Genomic DNA, 14,339 nt, shown 5'->3' on the forward strand with positions numbered 1-14,339 from the left:
ATGGTGACGAACAAGCCGCGCTAGCGCCCTAGGATGTTCTGAGTGCCTTGGAGATGACAGCTGAATCCCTGAAAGAAACCATCAAGCGTGAGCTTCCGGCGATCCTGCGGGAGGACCCGTCGTTTCGCGACTATGTTCTGGAGTTGACTCGTCAGCATCACCCATCGCGTGGCGAGACCGAGGACTGGTTTTATGCCCTGCTAGGCGAGCTGCGGCGCGATCGCGAAGCGCAGACCCGAAAATGGGAGGAACAGAAGGCCGAGGCCGAGCGCGACCGGGCCGAGCAGGCGCGCAGGTGGGAAGAGCAGGCGCGCAAGTGGGAAGAGCAGAAGGCGGAGTCCGAGCGCGATCGGGCAGAGCAGGCGCGCAAGTGGGAGGAGAATGCTCGGCACTTCGACCGGGTCCATGAGGAGATCATGGCCCAGGCGAAGAAATTCGACCGCGGCATCGGCGCTTTGGGCGCACGGTGGGGGATTCACTCCGAGACGACGTTTCGCAATGCCCTGGCCGGAATCCTCGAAGACAGCTTCGGCGTGCAGGTGCTCAACGTCAACGAATTCGATGACGAGGGCGTGGTGTTCGGACGTCCGGAGCAGATCGAGCTCGATATCATCGTCAAGAACGGTGTGCTGCTGATCTGCGAGCTGAAGTCGTCGATCGACAAGGCCGGGATGTACATCTTCGAGCGCAAGGCCCGCTTCTACGAAGCGCGGCACCAACGCCAGGCGGCGCGCCTGATCGTGATCTCACCGATGATCGACGCGCGGGCGCGCAAGGTTGCCGAGCGACTGGGCATCGAGACCTACCATGATTCCACGGACGTGACGTCCGTGGACGAACCGCCGACCGACTGACTCCCGGTGCGCAGCCGGCTTGCCGGCTCGTAGAGGTCGCGCGGGACGCGCCCGGGCTGCACTCCTCCGATTGGACGTCGACGTGACAGGTGCGACTGGACCCCCGGTTGCGCACCCGGTCACGCACTTTACTTTAGATCAAGCCGAGCCCGAAACGGGCAAAAGACAAGACCTGACACCTTTCCCTTCTGCAGAACTCCAGGCCACATGGCAGATTAGCCCCACGAGCTCGAGTGTCGTCCGCTACGCCGGCCGGTCGGCGGAGAAGACAACCCGAACACCGTCACGGCCCGCCGTTTGGTCCGAAATTTGGACCCTGCCGTCTTCTCCTACAGCCCGAAATGTTGCATTTCAAGACCTGACCCCATTCCCGCGGCTCCAGGTCGCTTAGATCGATGGAAAATGTTGTGCTATCGTAACATTTCGCGCAACCGGCCGGATCAAAGCGTCCGGTTTTGACATTCACCTGTTTCCGAGTATTGAAACAACCAACCACCACCATGCGCCTGACCGAAGATCAGAAACAAAAAATCCGCGCGGCAGGGTTGCGACATTTTGGAACGATCCCGCGATTGTTCGGCTCTCGGCTGGATGATGATCGTCATGGCGGAGACATTGACCTCTTTATTCCAGGCAACTGGTCTGCCGATGAAATCGTCGGCCGTCGTTTGCGGTTCTGTGCAGAATTGCGGCGTGAGTTGGGCGATCGGAAAATCGATGTCGTGATTGAAAAGAGCACACCGTCGTCGATTCAGGATCACGCAAAACGGACAGGGGAACCGATATGAGACCGCTGACGGAACTATACGAGGAATGCGGTCGGCATCTTCAAGCCTTGTCGGAAGCCATGCAACGCTGCCCATCCCCTTTGACGCTGGATCACTTCAGGACTCGCAACCCGGATTTGATCGCAACGCTTGATCAGTTTGCCTATCGTTTCTCCAAACTTCAGGATGTCATGAGCGTACAACTGTTTCGTCAGTTTACCGTGCAAATCTTGAAAGAGCCGGTCGAGTCCGTGCCGATCATCGACATCCTGAATCTTCTGGAACGTTATCGCTTTCTCGATTCCGTACAGCGCTGGCAGGAAATTCGGGAGATCCGCAATCAAATTGCGCATGAATACCATCTCGATATCGAAGAGTTGATTCTGACCTTGCGAATAGCATTTACAATGGTCGACGAAATGGCTGAAATGATCGCACGCATGAAAGATCGCTCAAAATGACGATCGATCCCGAAAATATTCAGCTTCATTCAAGATTTCGATTCGCCGCATCAAAGTTTTTCGACCATGCGTATCGCCGTGTTCCGGAAACGCGGTTACATGGGACAGGACGTCATCAGCGACCGCTATGCACGGCTCTATGAACTGCCGCGCGGCCTGGCCGAGCTTGGGCATGAGGTGCGGGTGTTCTGTCTGAGCTATCGACCGGCCGGATCGATTCGACGTCGCGACCCCGTCAGTGCCAACGGCGGCTCGCTGATTTGGCACGGATATGACGCCGGACCGCTGTGGATCGGCGGTCTGCCCGCCTATTGGCGCACCATCCAACGAGAACTGCACGACTTCGAGCCAAATGTGCTGCTGGGCGGATCGGACGCCCCGCATGCGGTCTTGACGCACTATCTGGCCCGACGGCTCGACCGCCCCTATGTCATCGACCTTTATGACAATTACGAGAGCTTCGGCCTGACGCGACTGCCGGGGATGCGCCGGCTTTACCGTCGGGTACTCCGCGAGGCGGCGGCGATCACGGCGGTCAGCGAGCCGCTGTCCGAGTACCTGCGCCGGCTGGTCCCGCGCGTTCCGGTCATGACGCTGCAGAGTACCATCGACCCCGCGCGTTTTAGGCCGCGTGACCGGGCCAGCGCCCGCGCGCAACTCGGCCTCCCCGCTCAGGCGCGGATCGTCGGTATTTCCGGTAGCCTGCATCCGAATCGGGGGATCGACCGGTACGCCGCAACGGGTAGCGACGAGGCGGGTAATGCCCTCTGATCGAACTTGCACTTGACGTCCTCGTCTTTGCCCTGACCCGGATGCCCGATGTGCGGATGAAGATACCGTATGACTCAAGTCCCTCTTCTCCTGTTGCTGTTCAATCGCCCCGACCCAACCGCCCCGGTCTCGCAGCCATCCGCGCGGCGCCTCCGGCACGTCTGTATGTCGTCGCCGACGGCCGGAAGCCGGACCCGCGCGAGGCTGAGCGCGGCGCGCAGGCGCAGCAGATCGCAACAGCAGTCGATTGACCCTGCGAGGTCCGCACCCTGTTTCGCGACGCCCAACCTGGGCTGCAAGCGGGCAGTGTCCGGGACGCTCGACTGGTTCTTCGGTGAGGCGGCGGGCATGGTGCTGATAGGTGATTGTCTGCGGCACCCGGATTCTTTCACTGTTTGGTCGACCGGATCTGGTGCCGGCGTGGGCTTCGGGTGCTGCGGTAACGGGGCTCTAACAAAAAAAGGTGCCTAATGGTGTTCTTCAACAAAATCCTGGCCCTTTGAAGAAAAAATGGGTTGGCTTGGCTACCAATGGCTCTGCGAGCGCTTCCGGCTCGCGACCTTCCCGCTGTCGAGGCCGGCGCGGTTGGCGCCGGTTTCGCGTGTGACGCGAACCGCAGAGGCCTTGCTGGTGCCCACGCAGGTCGCGCCCGAAGCCGATCAGCCACTCGATCAGCTCTTGTTTGCGCTCAAGCATGAAGGGGTCAACCTGCAAGTCCTGGCGCAGGCGCTCACGCGGATTCCGGACAGCGACATTCGGCGCCGGGTGCAGGCCACGCCATCGAGTCGTTATGTGCGCGTCCTGGGTTTTTTGTGGGAGGCCTTCAACGGCCGCGACATCGACGGCGACTTTGCGATCGCGGGGCCAACGGTCGATTTGTTCGATGCCAGGCGCTACCTGACCGCGCCCGGTCAGCGCAATGCGCGCTGGAAGGTCAATTTCAACGGACTGGGATCGCTGCGTTACGCGGTCACCGTGGAGCGCACGCCGGCCATTGAACGCTTGCTCGCGCTCGACATTCTCGACCGGGCGAACACCTTCGTGGCCGGGCTCGGGCCGCAGGCGACCGATCGGGCACTCGCCTGGGCCTATCTGCACGAGACCGAAACGTCATTCGCGATCGAGCGGGAGACACCATCGCCGGACAAGGCCGAAGCCTTCGTCGCGCTGTTGAAACAGGCGCACCAGCCGCGGCCGATGGACGAGGACTATCTGGTCGCGTTGCAAAACGCCGCCATCACCAATCCGCTGGATCGAGCCGCCGCCTATCGCCACGAACAAAACTGGCTGCGCGGACCACTGCGGGGCGCGGCCGGTATCACCTATGTGCCGCCACCACCCGAGCTGGTGCATGCGCTGATGGACGAGGTGCTGGCGTTTGCCAACGCGCTGGCGAAAAGGATCGACCCGCTGGTCGCCGCCGCTATCGCGTCTTTCGGCTTCGTGTTCATTCACCCCTTCATGGATGGCAACGGCCGCCTGTCACGCTTCCTGTTTCACTACGCGCTCTGCCAGTCTGGCCGTTTGGCCAATGGATTGCTGTTACCGGTTTCGGTGGCGATGAAACGCAATGAAGCGGCCTATCTGAGCGCCTTGCAAAGTTTTTCCATACCCATGCGCCGCCACTGGGAGGTACGCTGGTTGGCCGACGAAAGCTACGACTTTCGGTTTCAGGGTGATGAGGCGCTCTATCGCTACTGGGATGCAACGCAGGTCGTCGAGTTCAGCCTCGACATGGCCAGACAAGCACTCGAGAAAGACCTGCGCGAAGAAACCGAATTTCTCGATCGCTTCGATCGGGTGTATCGCCAAATCGATGACGCCTTCGATGTGCGCGGCAGTGCACTCACCACCCTGGTGATTGCCGCGTTACAGAACAATGGCAAGGTCTCGAGGAACCGGCGGAAGCAATTCCAGCTCACCGTCCCCAACCCGGTGTTTGATGCCATCGAGCAGGCGTGCGCGCAGGCACTGAAATAAACCATGACCCAAAGCCCCATCGCCTATATCGTCTTCAACCGCCCGCAGCACACCGAGCAGACCTTCGCGGTGCTGCGCGAGCAGCGCCCGTCGCAGCTTTTCATCATCGCCGACGGTCCGCGCCCGGGGCATCCCACCGATAACGCGGCGCTTGACGGAGCCCGGCAGTTGCTCGCGGCCGGCGAGCGTGACCGAATTTCGTTCTTGTTGCTGCTGCGAACAGGCGAGGCGCCTCGCGCGACATTCGCGCGTGACGCTATTCGGGTCGCGAGTCGATGACGATGAACCTGGCGGTGATATCGATCTGTTGATCCAGCCAACCCGGATCGGCCAGCCCTTGGTTCGCAAGCTGCGGTTTGTGGGTTTGCTCGAACGTGCGTTAACGTGAAATACGCAGCCGAACGCCAGCTGGCTTGTCTTCGGTCGAGAGATTTCATGCTACGGGGTGGCCCCAGCCATGGGAGTTAGGGGAGCGAAAGACGGTTCGAGCCGCGGCAACTCGCCCTGACCGCTGCCGGGCGGCTTCTGGACATTCTCCTCGACAGGAGGATGATGCTGTCAGACACCCCAGGACGTGCAATGGGAGCCCCCGGCCACCCGTCTGAGCCCTGATTGTGACGACGCGAGAACTGATCCCGAGCCTCTGCTATGGCCATGGTCGAGAATTAGCCGCCCTAGCACCCTAGGATGTTCGGAGAGCCTTGGAGATGACAGCTGAATCCCTGAAAGAAACCATCAAGCGTGAGCTTCCGGCGATCCTGCGGGAGGATCCGTCGTTTCGCGACTATGTTCTGGAGTTGACGCGTCAGCATCACCCGTCGCGCGGCGAGACCGAGGACTGGTTTTATGCCCTGCTAGGCGAGCTGCGGCGCGATCGCGAAGCGCAGACCCGAAAATGGGAGGAACAGAAGGCCGAGGCCGAGCGCGACCGGGCCGAGCAGGCGCGCAAGTGGGAAGAGCAAAAGGCCGAGGCCGAAACGGGCAAAAGACAAGACCTGACCCCAGCCCCTCCGCTCGCCATGCCTGGTTTGGGTCAATGTTCAATGCGCTTGAGATCGCGATAGAAGTCTTCATGTGGTCCGACCATCAGGAGTTTGACCGTGTTCTCGTCCAGAACGCGGTAGGCGAGCAGGGACAGCATCTCACCCATGCGAAATTTATAGATCCTCACACCCGCAAGGTCGCCAACCTTGGTTTCGCCCGCGTCTGGTTGGCCACTGATCGTGCGCACAGCTTCATCGAGCGCCGCCTTTTGCAAACGGTGCATTTTCTTGACCGCGCGCTCAAAGGTGGGCGTGACAAGGATGCGCATCAGCCGAACTGATACTCACCTACGGGTTCTTCCTGATCTGCCAGCAGGATGTCGCGGATGACGCTGAAGGGCAAATCCGGATTCTCCGTGGCGATCTTTCCGATCCGAGACCAGTATTCGATTTGCTTGGGTACCGAACGATGCTCGGCCGCGCCGTGGCGCTTGGCGCACTCAATAAGGGTTTCTGACAGCTTGACGTTGATGGACATGTGAACCTCCGTAGCAAGGCTCCATAATAGCCCGCAAAGGACCAAAACGGAACCTAGAAGACTCAAGAACCGACCTTGTTTGCCCCTTCCGAAGGCCAGGCCAATCTGGCCGGACAAGCGCCGGACAAGCAAGAGGGTGAGCGCGGGTCGGGGTTGATCCGTAGCGCCAGCGGCGGCGTGGGGCAGGGACGGGATGGGAACCCGAAAAAGGCGAGACCGCCGGAGCGGTCTCTTTTGCGGTCGAGGGAGGAGAACGGAGTGGGGCATTTGGTCCGTTGGTCGCCGGATGGTTCGTGGTGCGTATCCAACCGCACCGCGGCCTAGGAGTGTTGGTGCTTGCGACCCCAGATCCTAGTCGGGGGAGGAGAAGAACGGGCGTGGGTGGCCCGTTGGGTGCGCGGTACGTATCCTACCCGGCTTGTCCGATCCCGCAGGCCCCTGGCCTGAGCCCGGCCCCTGGGAGCGCCGAGCCCCAGCTCGGCACCGCGCGGGCGTCCCAACCAACTCGACCCGCTGCCAGAACGCGAAGTCGTCACTACGCTACGCCCTACCCGCCAAAGGCAAGCCACATCGAACGGCAACGGCGAACGGTAAGCGGTCACCGGGGCTGTGCGACCCCTCCCCCTGCTTACAGCCCGAAATGTTGCATTTCAAGACCTGGCCCCATTCCTGGGCGCTGCTAATCTCGTGCCCTACGCGGCTATCCGTCCGACAGCTCCAGGCGACGCTCGATGCGCTGAATCCGCTCGACGATCTGATCCAAGCTCATCTGCTGACGGGCATAGTCCGCCAAGGATTCTGCCTGGTCGCGCTTGACGCCGGAAAGGGCAACCTCGAGCGTGCTGAGGCGGGCCTTGACATCTCGAAATTCACCTTGCATTTCAGTGCGGAACGTCTGGATCTCAGAACGCAAGGCGCGTAAATGCTCAATGATCAGATTCTCTACATCGGTCATGGTGATAGCTGCTTGATTGGATTGAGTGCATTTTAGCAGCCGAGGGCAGGGTGTAACCGGAGACACGCCCTGGAATATCCCCAGGCTGTACGCCGTAGCCGTAGTTATGGAGCGCGTACCATGCCCAGCTAAATGGTGACCCCGTCCGCCCCGCGCCCCGAGTCCCTCTTGACCCCGAGCCGCTGCTATGGCTATGGTCATAAACTAGCGTCCTAGGACGTTCTGAGTATCTTCGAGATGACAGCTGAATCCCTGAAAGAAACCATTAAGCGTGAGCTTCCGGCGATCCTGCGGGAGGATTCGGCGTTTCGTGACTATGTCCTGGAGCTGACGCGTCAGCATCACCCGTCGCGCGGCGAGACCGAGGACTGGTTTTATGCCCTGCTAGGCGAGCTGCGGCGCGATCGCGAAGCGCAGACCCGAAAGTGGGAGGAGCAGGCGCGCAAGTGGGAAGAACAGGCGCGCAGGTGGGAAGAGCAGAAGGCCGAGTCCGAGCGCGATCGGGCAGAGCAGGCGCGCAAGTGGGAGGAGAATGCTCGGCACTTCGACCGGGTCCATGAGGAGATCATGGCGCAGGCGAAGAAATTCGACCGCGGTATCGGCGCTTTGGGCGCACGGTGGGGGATTCACTCCGAGACGACGTTTCGCAATGCCCTGGCCGGAATCCTCGAAGACAGCTTCGGCGTGCAGGTGCTCAACGTCAACGAATTCGATGACGAGGGCGTGGTGTTCGGACGTCCGGAGCAGATCGAGCTCGATATCATCGTCAAGAACGGTGTGCTGCTGATCTGCGAGCTGAAGTCGTCGATCGACAAGGCCGGGATGTACATCTTCGAGCGCAAGGCCCGCTTCTACGAAGCGCGGCACCAACGCCAGGCGGCGCGCCTGATCGTGATCTCACCGATGATCGACGCACGAGCGCGCAAGGTTGCCGAGCGACTGGGCATCGAGACCTACTATGATTCCACGGACGTGACGTCCGTGGACGAACCGCCGACCGAATGACTCCCGGTGCGTAGCCGGCTGGCCTGCTCATAGAGGTCGCGTGGGACGCACCCAGGGTGCATGCACTCTCGATTCGACGTGGACGTGACAGGTGCTGACCGGACCCCCAGTTAAGCACTTGCGATCAAGCTGAGCCCGAAACGGGCAAAAGACAAGGCCTGACACCTTTTCCCCCTTTCAAGACCCCTTCCCCACGTAGAACCTGAAGGGTGACTGGTGCGGATCGGCTCCGCAACCACCACAAAGAGAACCGACGGCGCGTCCAAGGCACAACGCAGCGTTTCGTGGAGAATTGATCCAGATCATCGCGCCAGGCCGCGAGGAACTTCTGTCGCCTCTCGACCAGGGTCAGCTAAATGGTGACCCCATCCTCCGTGCCGACACGGTCCCTGATCCACCGCGCTGCTCGGGCGCCTTGCCATCGCGCCCACCCGATGGCAGAGTAAAGCCATGAACTCGAGCGTTGCCCTCTACGAAGCCCTGACCAGTGCCCCGGACGAGCGCGCGCGGGCGCGCGTCATCGCCGAGGCCTTCGAGCGCTTGGAAGAGCGCTACCCGCATCTTCCGGAATTGGCGACCCAGGGCCATGTGCGCGAGAGCGAGCTGCGCTTGCAGAAGGAGATCGAGCAGGTCCGCGCCGAGATCGAGCGGGTCCGTGCCGAGCTCAAGCAGGACATCGAACAGCTCCGTGCTGAACTCAAGCAGGACATCGAACAGGTCCGCGCCGAGCTCAAGCTGGACATCGAGCGCGTCCGCGCCGAGGTTCAGCAGGTCCGTGCCGAGCTCAAGCTGGACATCGAGCAGGTCCGCGGTGCGTTGCGCGAGACCGAGTTGCGGCTGCTCAAGGAGATCGAGCAGGTGCGCGGCGAGGTGGCGCGCACCAAGGTCGATCTGCTCAAGTGGATCGTGCCGCTGATGTTCGCCCAGGTCGCCGCGATCGCGGCCCTGGTCAAGTTGCTCTGAGCCGCCCGCTGGCGCCAGAGGGTTCGTCCGCGCGCGGAACGGACGCTGGATGCCTGCTCGACGAGCGCGACGGGGAGCCGCGTGGGGAGAGAGACGGGATGGTACCCGGCAAAAGGAGAGCCCTCCGAAGCGCTGGCCTTTGCGGTCGGGTCAGGAGAAGGGAGCCAGGGATGTTACTTTTTGAGACCTGACCCTCCTCCGTTTGCGAACACCGTCACGGCCCGCCGTTTGGTCCGAAATTTGGACCCCACAGTCTTCTCCTACAGTTCGAAATGTTGCATTTCAAGACCTGACCCCATTGCCGCCATAAGGGGCTGGAGCGATTTTTCGTCACAGGGAGTCGGGCGGGCATTCAAGCCCGACACGCAAAGCGGTTGCGGCTCACGTTGGCGCTGCTCGATCAGGCGCGGCGCGTGGCGGACCTGGATGCGCCGGGCTTGCGCCTGCATCCTCTGAAGGGCGACCGTGCCGGGTTTTGGGCACTCACCATCCAGGCCAACTGGCGCGTGATCTTTCGTTTCGAGGATGGCGACGCCTACGTCGTCGACTATCTGGACTACCACTAAGCGAGGCTGCCCATGCGCATGCATCAACCGCCCCATCCGGGCGAGCTTCTACGGGAGTTGTGGCTCAAACCGCTGAAACTGACGATCAAAGACGCGGCTAGCGCCCTGAAGGTCTCGCGCAAGGCGCTGTCTGAACTGGTCAACACCAAGACGAGCTTGGCCCCTGAGATGGCGCTGCGCCTGGAACTGGCCTTTGGCAAAAGCGCAGAAAGCTGGCTGGCGCACCAGGCGGCGTACGATCTTTGGCAGTTGGAAGGCCAGAAGGCTGCTTTAGGCGTGCAACGGCTAGCGGCCTAAAGCGGAGGCCGAGGCGCCGCTCGGTGATGGCCAGTCCTTCGCGCTGCTGGCTAATGGCTGCCACGCTCGAAGAGTGCTTCGAGCCGGACGAACGGCACTGACCCGGGCGCGCAGCAGATTCAAGCCCGCTCTCCCCCCAGGAACAGCCGTGCCACGTCCTCGTTATGGGCGTCGATATTGTCAGGCACCTCGAATTTACCCTTGGCGACGCCGAGACGTTGGCCGACCGGCCCTGCATCCACCGCCACCAACTTGGCGACGGGACGACCATTACGGGCGATGATGATCTCGCGCTCCCGCCCTTGCTCGATCGCTTCCACCAAGCGAGACAGCGAGGATTTCGCTTGCAACGTGTTGACGGCTAGCATCTTTCGTGTGCGAGAAACCCCGCCGTTCAGGCGGGGAGGGAAGGCGTACCGCGTGTAGCGCGGTTGCCCGTTCCACCCGCGTCCTCCGTTCAAGTCGGTTGATCTGGAATTAGTCTAGGCTGGACTAGCCAAGTGCCACAAGCGGTAGCTGAGCCCACAGCGGGCAAAAGACATGACCTGACCCCATTCCTTGTGCTCCTGCGTTCCCCCGGTCTTCTCCGGAAATGTTGTATTTCAAGACCTGACCCCCTTCCCCTGACCCCCTTCCCCCTGCTGCTGATCTGCGAGCTGAAGTCGTCGATCGACAAGGCCGGGATGTACATCTTCGAGCGCAAGGCCCGCTTCTACGAAGCGCGGCACCAACGCAAGGCGGCGCGCTTGATCGTGATCTCGCCGATGATCGACGCGCGGGCGCGCAAGGTCGCCGAGCGACTGGGCATCGAGACCTACCATGATTCCACGGACGTGACGTCGGTGGACGAACCGCCGACCGAATGACTTCCGCGGCGTACCCGACTGGCCTGCTCGTAGAGGTCGCGCGGGACGCGCACGGGAATGCACGCTCGATTGGACGTTACATGTGCGACCTGACCCCCGGTTGCGCTTGCATTACCCTGAACTGCCACCGTAATTCCCTTGCGTGGGGTCGACCGACGCCCCCTTCCCGCGCTCGGTCGCCGAAACGGGTTTTTGGAGGGGACGCAATGTTGCATTTCAAGACCTGACCCCATTCCCTGCTGCTGCCGTTGCCAATGTGGCCGATGTTGCCGGATCAACATGACCAACCCGGGCACCACAGTAAAGCCAATCAGGAGGCGCGCACCGAGCTCGGCGCCGATGATGTCGGCGAGGTCGGCACCGAGCAGGAGTGCAATGCCGACTAAGAAATTGCCGAGCAGCAGAGCCGCGATGGCCATGCGATCTAACCTCTTTCCGGAGACTGAAAAGGCGCCGGATGGCGCCTTTTCGTTTTGAGGGAAATCAGGATGCCAACGCTAACTCATTCAGCCGCACCGACACGGCAATTCGCAGGCACATATTTATTATTATCGGCTTCGTCAACCTCGCATACCCATGTGATTCGCCCCTCGCCGACCTCGCCCGCCGCGAACGTTGGATCTGGTGTCAAAGTGATCTCCACGTCTCGTGCGAGAGCGGTGTATACGATGGTGATCGTCCCATCGTCACCAATAGTGATTTCATCGACGATATCAGTCGAGTCAGGTTCCTCCCAGCCCAGTCCAGCCGCCGCCGCACCGGTTTGAATGTTCTCAGCAACGATAGTCCGCGCTGGAGAGGCGAGACTCAGACCTTCCGTCACCCGCGCGCGAACCGTGTAATCGTTGTACGCCGGAATCGCAATCGCCGCCAGAATACCGATGATCGCGACGACGATCATCAGTTCGATCAAGGTAAAGCCTTGCTGTTTGTGCATCGTAATGTCCTCTGTGGATCATGGATGGTCGTCGAACCCGGAATGCCGGAAGACCCCTCGGGCCACCTGGCCGCGCGCCGTCTTCCGCTCCTGGCCTGATGACAGCAGCAATCGGGCCAACCTTGTCGCGCTGGCCCCGGCCCGCCGCAGGTGCTTGTTCCGAAAGCCTTGCCGACCCGGATGCCACCAGCCGTCCACACGCCGCTCGCGCGCGCCAGCCACCGCGACCGACCTTCCCGGTCAAGAAGTGACGAAAATTGTCAAAACCGGCCGTCGGCGATTTTCGACCGCTTAGGCGGCGCGACACGTCCGGCGCGGCCTTCCGAGGGAGGAGGGGTCAGGTCTTGAAATGCAGCATTTCGGGCGCGGGGGCGGGGGTCAGGCCTCGAAAAGGAAGGGGGCAGGGGGTCACCATTTAGCTGACCCTGGTCAAGAGGCGACAGAAGTTCCTCGCGGCCTGGCGCGATGATCTGGATCAATTATCCACGAAACGCTGCGTTGTGCCTTGGACGCGCCGTCGGTTCTCTTTGTGGTGGTTGCGGAGCCGATCCGCACCAGTCACCCTTCAGGTTCTAGGCGCTGGGGCTGCTCCCGATGGGGAGAAGACACCCGGCCCGTGGCTCATGCGAGCCCCAGAAAATCGTCAGTACCCCGCCAAGGTCCAAGTGGTACACGGCCATGCCTGGAGGCGGGCCGTGCGTTCACAGATCTCTGGCTGACGCTCCGGTGGAGCGCACCCAACCCCGTTGTGGCTCAGCGGCGGGGGCGTCTCGGTCACATACGCTGTCGCTCCGTGTCGGTGGCCATCCTCGGCGGGAATGCCTCGGGGCTCAATCAGATCTGGTGGCTGCTCGCCAACCCCGTGTCCGAGCTCACCGAGGCATGCCCGATTTGGTTCAGGCGAAGGCGCGGTTCACATCGAACGCGCGGCCTTCGCGCAGAATGTGGTAACAGGCGCGCGCCAGCTTGTGGGCGACGGCCTTGGTCGCCACCACGGCCTTGGTCTTGGCGCGCTTGCGTTGATAATAGCGCTTGATCTGCGGGTTGTAGCGCACGGCGAAGTTGGCCGCCTCGACGTACGCCCAAGCGAGGTATTTGTTGCCGTTCTTGGTGTTGCCCTGACCCTTCTGCTTGCCGTTGGAGACGTGCTGGCTGCCGACGCAACGACAGTAGGAGGCGTAGTGCCCGACGTGCCCGAAGCGCTCGATGGGACCGGTCTCCAGCACGATGGTCAGCCCGAGGATACGCCCGATGCCGCTGACGGTTTGCAGCGCTCGCCAGGTCGGCGACGCCTTTGTCTGCCGCCAGGCCTCGCGCTCGAGCAGCTCGATCGCTGCCTGCTGGCCGCGCATCGCCAGGACCGTGCTCTGGATGGCCAACGCCAAGTTGGGGTCGGCGACCCGCTCGGCGACCGACTCCGGCGTCAAGCGCCGCACCTCGTTGGCGCTGATGGAGCGCCCGCGGTTGCGCGAGAACAGATTCTGCACCGCCAGGATGTTGGCCGTGGGGGCAGGGGGTCAGGTCTTGAAATGCAACATTTCGGGCTGTAGGAGAAGACGGCAGGGTCTAAATTCCGTGGATCTACGGGACACCCACCTTGTTGCACCTCGTTGATGCCTCGGGCCGGTCACTGCAGGGGTCAAGGAAACATACGGGTCACCTATTTTGTTGACGGCGCGGCGGGCTCGCCGTAGAGTTTTTGCGAGGCGCGAGGAGTAGAGGGCACTCATTAGCCGTTAGCCGTCCCCTGACAAGAGAAGATGCGGTTGTATGACCAAGCGCGACAAGCGTTTTGCCGCCTTGCGCGCCAACCCTAAGAGCGTGCGTTTCGAGGATGCCTGCCGGATTGCGCAGTCATTGGTTTTCGAATGCCAAGGCGGACAAGGTTCTCATCGAACTTATGGTCGTTTTGGCGAGCCTACCCTGCTAAATTTTCAGAACCGGGGCGGTTACATCAAAGCCTATCAGGCCAGGCAATTGATCGAAATGGTGGACAAGTATGGACAGGGCAAATAGATACCTTGTAGAGATATTTTGGAGCGATGAAGACCAGGGGTTCATTGCGATCGCCCCTGATTTGCCTGGCTGTTCCGCATTTGGCGAGACGCAGCAAGAAGCCCTGCACGAAATGAGCTTGGCGATGGCCTCTTGGCTGGAGGCATGTGCGAACATGAATCGCCCGTATCCAGAGCCCAAAGCCAAGCCCCAGCGACTTGCCGCATGAGAGCTGGCCCCGGGAGGTTGGGCAGAGATCGAGGCTTCGGGGTCAGGTCTTGCAATGCAACATTTCGAGGGTAGTGATCACATAGGGTCCATAGGGTCTGGGGTCAGGTCTTGAAATGCAGCATTTCGGGCGCGGGGGCGGGGGTCAGGCCTCGAAAAGTAACATCCCTGGT

The 14,339-nt window shown here is 61.4% G+C and carries 19 protein-coding genes and 2 pseudogenes; 15 read left to right on the top strand and 6 right to left on the bottom strand.

The window, feature by feature from the left end:
- Positions 1–53 precede the first annotated feature (53 nt).
- The 7 genes from ABC977_RS02910 (at position 54) to ABC977_RS02940 (ending at position 5,897) form a co-directional block, all read left to right on the top strand.
- Positions 54–854, top strand: coding sequence for a PD-(D/E)XK nuclease family protein (locus ABC977_RS02910; protein ID WP_369665729.1), 801 nt, complete (start codon positions 54–56; stop codon positions 852–854).
- 479 nt (positions 855–1,333) lie between these two features.
- Complete coding sequence (locus ABC977_RS02915) at positions 1,334–1,642, top strand: nucleotidyltransferase family protein (protein ID WP_369665730.1); 309 nt, start codon at positions 1,334–1,336, stop codon at positions 1,640–1,642.
- Positions 1,639–2,082, top strand: coding sequence for a hypothetical protein (locus tag ABC977_RS02920; protein ID WP_369665731.1), 444 nt, complete (start codon positions 1,639–1,641; stop codon positions 2,080–2,082). The genes ABC977_RS02915 and ABC977_RS02920 overlap by 4 nt, the downstream gene beginning before the upstream one ends.
- Positions 2,083–2,148: 66 nt before the next feature.
- Complete coding sequence (locus ABC977_RS02925; RefSeq protein ID WP_369665732.1) at positions 2,149–2,853, top strand: glycosyltransferase; 705 nt, start codon at positions 2,149–2,151, stop codon at positions 2,851–2,853.
- Between the two features lie 510 nt (positions 2,854–3,363).
- Positions 3,364–4,833, top strand: coding sequence for a Fic family protein (locus ABC977_RS02930; RefSeq protein ID WP_369665733.1), 1,470 nt, complete (start codon positions 3,364–3,366; stop codon positions 4,831–4,833).
- Between the two features lie 3 nt (positions 4,834–4,836).
- Positions 4,837–5,112, top strand: coding sequence for a hypothetical protein (locus ABC977_RS02935; protein ID WP_369665734.1), 276 nt, complete (start codon positions 4,837–4,839; stop codon positions 5,110–5,112).
- Positions 5,113–5,540: 428 nt separating this feature from the next.
- Positions 5,541–5,897, top strand: coding sequence for a hypothetical protein (locus ABC977_RS02940; protein ID WP_369665735.1), 357 nt, complete (start codon positions 5,541–5,543; stop codon positions 5,895–5,897).
- Here ABC977_RS02940 and ABC977_RS02945 read toward each other — a convergent pair.
- The 3 genes from ABC977_RS02945 to ABC977_RS02955 form a co-directional block, all read right to left on the bottom strand.
- Positions 5,867–6,145, bottom strand: coding sequence for a type II toxin-antitoxin system RelE/ParE family toxin (locus ABC977_RS02945; RefSeq protein WP_369665736.1), 279 nt, complete (start codon positions 6,143–6,145; stop codon positions 5,867–5,869). The two genes, ABC977_RS02940 and ABC977_RS02945, sit on opposite strands and share 31 nt — an antisense overlap.
- On the bottom strand, positions 6,145–6,354 hold the full coding sequence (locus ABC977_RS02950) for a TA system antitoxin ParD family protein (RefSeq protein ID WP_369665737.1): 210 nt from the start codon (positions 6,352–6,354) through the stop codon (positions 6,145–6,147). Before ABC977_RS02950 ends, ABC977_RS02945 begins: the two co-directional genes overlap by 1 nt.
- Positions 6,355–7,054: 700 nt before the next feature.
- Complete coding sequence (locus ABC977_RS02955) at positions 7,055–7,309, bottom strand: hypothetical protein (protein WP_369665738.1); 255 nt, start codon at positions 7,307–7,309, stop codon at positions 7,055–7,057.
- Between the two features lie 237 nt (positions 7,310–7,546).
- Here ABC977_RS02955 and ABC977_RS02960 point away from each other — a divergent pair, with 237 nt between their 5' ends.
- The 4 genes and pseudogenes from ABC977_RS02960 to ABC977_RS02975 all read left to right on the top strand — a co-directional run bounded on the left by ABC977_RS02960 (position 7,547) and on the right by ABC977_RS02975 (position 10,140).
- A complete protein-coding gene (locus tag ABC977_RS02960; protein ID WP_369665739.1) occupies positions 7,547–8,314 on the top strand; it encodes a PD-(D/E)XK nuclease family protein in 768 nt (255 codons plus the stop codon).
- 450 nt (positions 8,315–8,764) lie between these two features.
- Entirely contained in the window at positions 8,765–9,277 is a 513-nt protein-coding gene (locus tag ABC977_RS02965; protein ID WP_369665740.1) for a coiled-coil domain-containing protein, read from the top strand.
- A gap of 302 nt (positions 9,278–9,579) precedes the next feature.
- Positions 9,580–9,843: pseudogene (locus ABC977_RS02970) on the top strand (type II toxin-antitoxin system RelE/ParE family toxin); the annotation flags it as partial.
- A gap of 12 nt (positions 9,844–9,855) precedes the next feature.
- Positions 9,856–10,140 carry a HigA family addiction module antitoxin gene (locus tag ABC977_RS02975; RefSeq protein WP_369665741.1) on the top strand — a complete coding sequence of 95 codons (285 nt, stop codon included), beginning with the start codon at positions 9,856–9,858 and terminating at the stop codon, positions 10,138–10,140.
- 119 nt (positions 10,141–10,259) lie between these two features.
- On the opposite strand, the gene ABC977_RS02980 is transcribed toward ABC977_RS02975, so the two are convergent.
- Positions 10,260–10,508, bottom strand: a complete 249-nt coding sequence (locus tag ABC977_RS02980) for a type II toxin-antitoxin system Phd/YefM family antitoxin (RefSeq protein WP_369665742.1) — start codon at positions 10,506–10,508, stop codon at positions 10,260–10,262.
- Between the two features lie 237 nt (positions 10,509–10,745).
- On the opposite strand from ABC977_RS02980, the pseudogene ABC977_RS02985 reads away from it, so the two are divergent.
- A pseudogene (locus ABC977_RS02985) lies at positions 10,746–11,006 on the top strand (PD-(D/E)XK nuclease family protein); the annotation flags it as partial.
- Positions 11,007–11,269: 263 nt separating this feature from the next.
- Positions 11,270–11,392 carry a hypothetical protein gene (locus ABC977_RS02990; RefSeq protein WP_369665743.1) on the top strand — a complete coding sequence of 41 codons (123 nt, stop codon included), beginning with the start codon at positions 11,270–11,272 and terminating at the stop codon, positions 11,390–11,392.
- 116 nt (positions 11,393–11,508) lie between these two features.
- On the opposite strand, the gene ABC977_RS02995 is transcribed toward ABC977_RS02990, so the two are convergent.
- Both ABC977_RS02995 and ABC977_RS03000 read right to left on the bottom strand, forming a co-directional pair.
- Entirely contained in the window at positions 11,509–11,943 is a 435-nt protein-coding gene (locus tag ABC977_RS02995; protein WP_369665744.1) for a pilin, read from the bottom strand.
- Positions 11,944–12,839: 896 nt separating this feature from the next.
- Entirely contained in the window at positions 12,840–13,430 is a 591-nt protein-coding gene (locus ABC977_RS03000; RefSeq protein WP_369665745.1) for a transposase, read from the bottom strand.
- A 283-nt stretch (positions 13,431–13,713) separates the two neighbouring features.
- Between ABC977_RS03000 and ABC977_RS03005 the strand changes: the two genes are divergently transcribed.
- Positions 13,714–13,959 (top strand): type II toxin-antitoxin system HicA family toxin, encoded by a 246-nt coding sequence (locus ABC977_RS03005; RefSeq protein WP_369665746.1) that lies wholly within the window; start codon positions 13,714–13,716, stop codon positions 13,957–13,959.
- A complete protein-coding gene (locus tag ABC977_RS03010) occupies positions 13,943–14,167 on the top strand; it encodes a type II toxin-antitoxin system HicB family antitoxin (RefSeq protein WP_369665747.1) in 225 nt (74 codons plus the stop codon). The genes ABC977_RS03005 and ABC977_RS03010 overlap by 17 nt, the downstream gene beginning before the upstream one ends.
- The last annotated feature ends 172 nt before the right edge of the window (positions 14,168–14,339 follow it).

The sequence above is a fragment of the Thioalkalicoccus limnaeus genome (assembly GCF_041197575.1).
In the GTDB taxonomy this organism is placed as follows: domain Bacteria; phylum Pseudomonadota; class Gammaproteobacteria; order Chromatiales; family Chromatiaceae; genus Thioalkalicoccus; species Thioalkalicoccus limnaeus.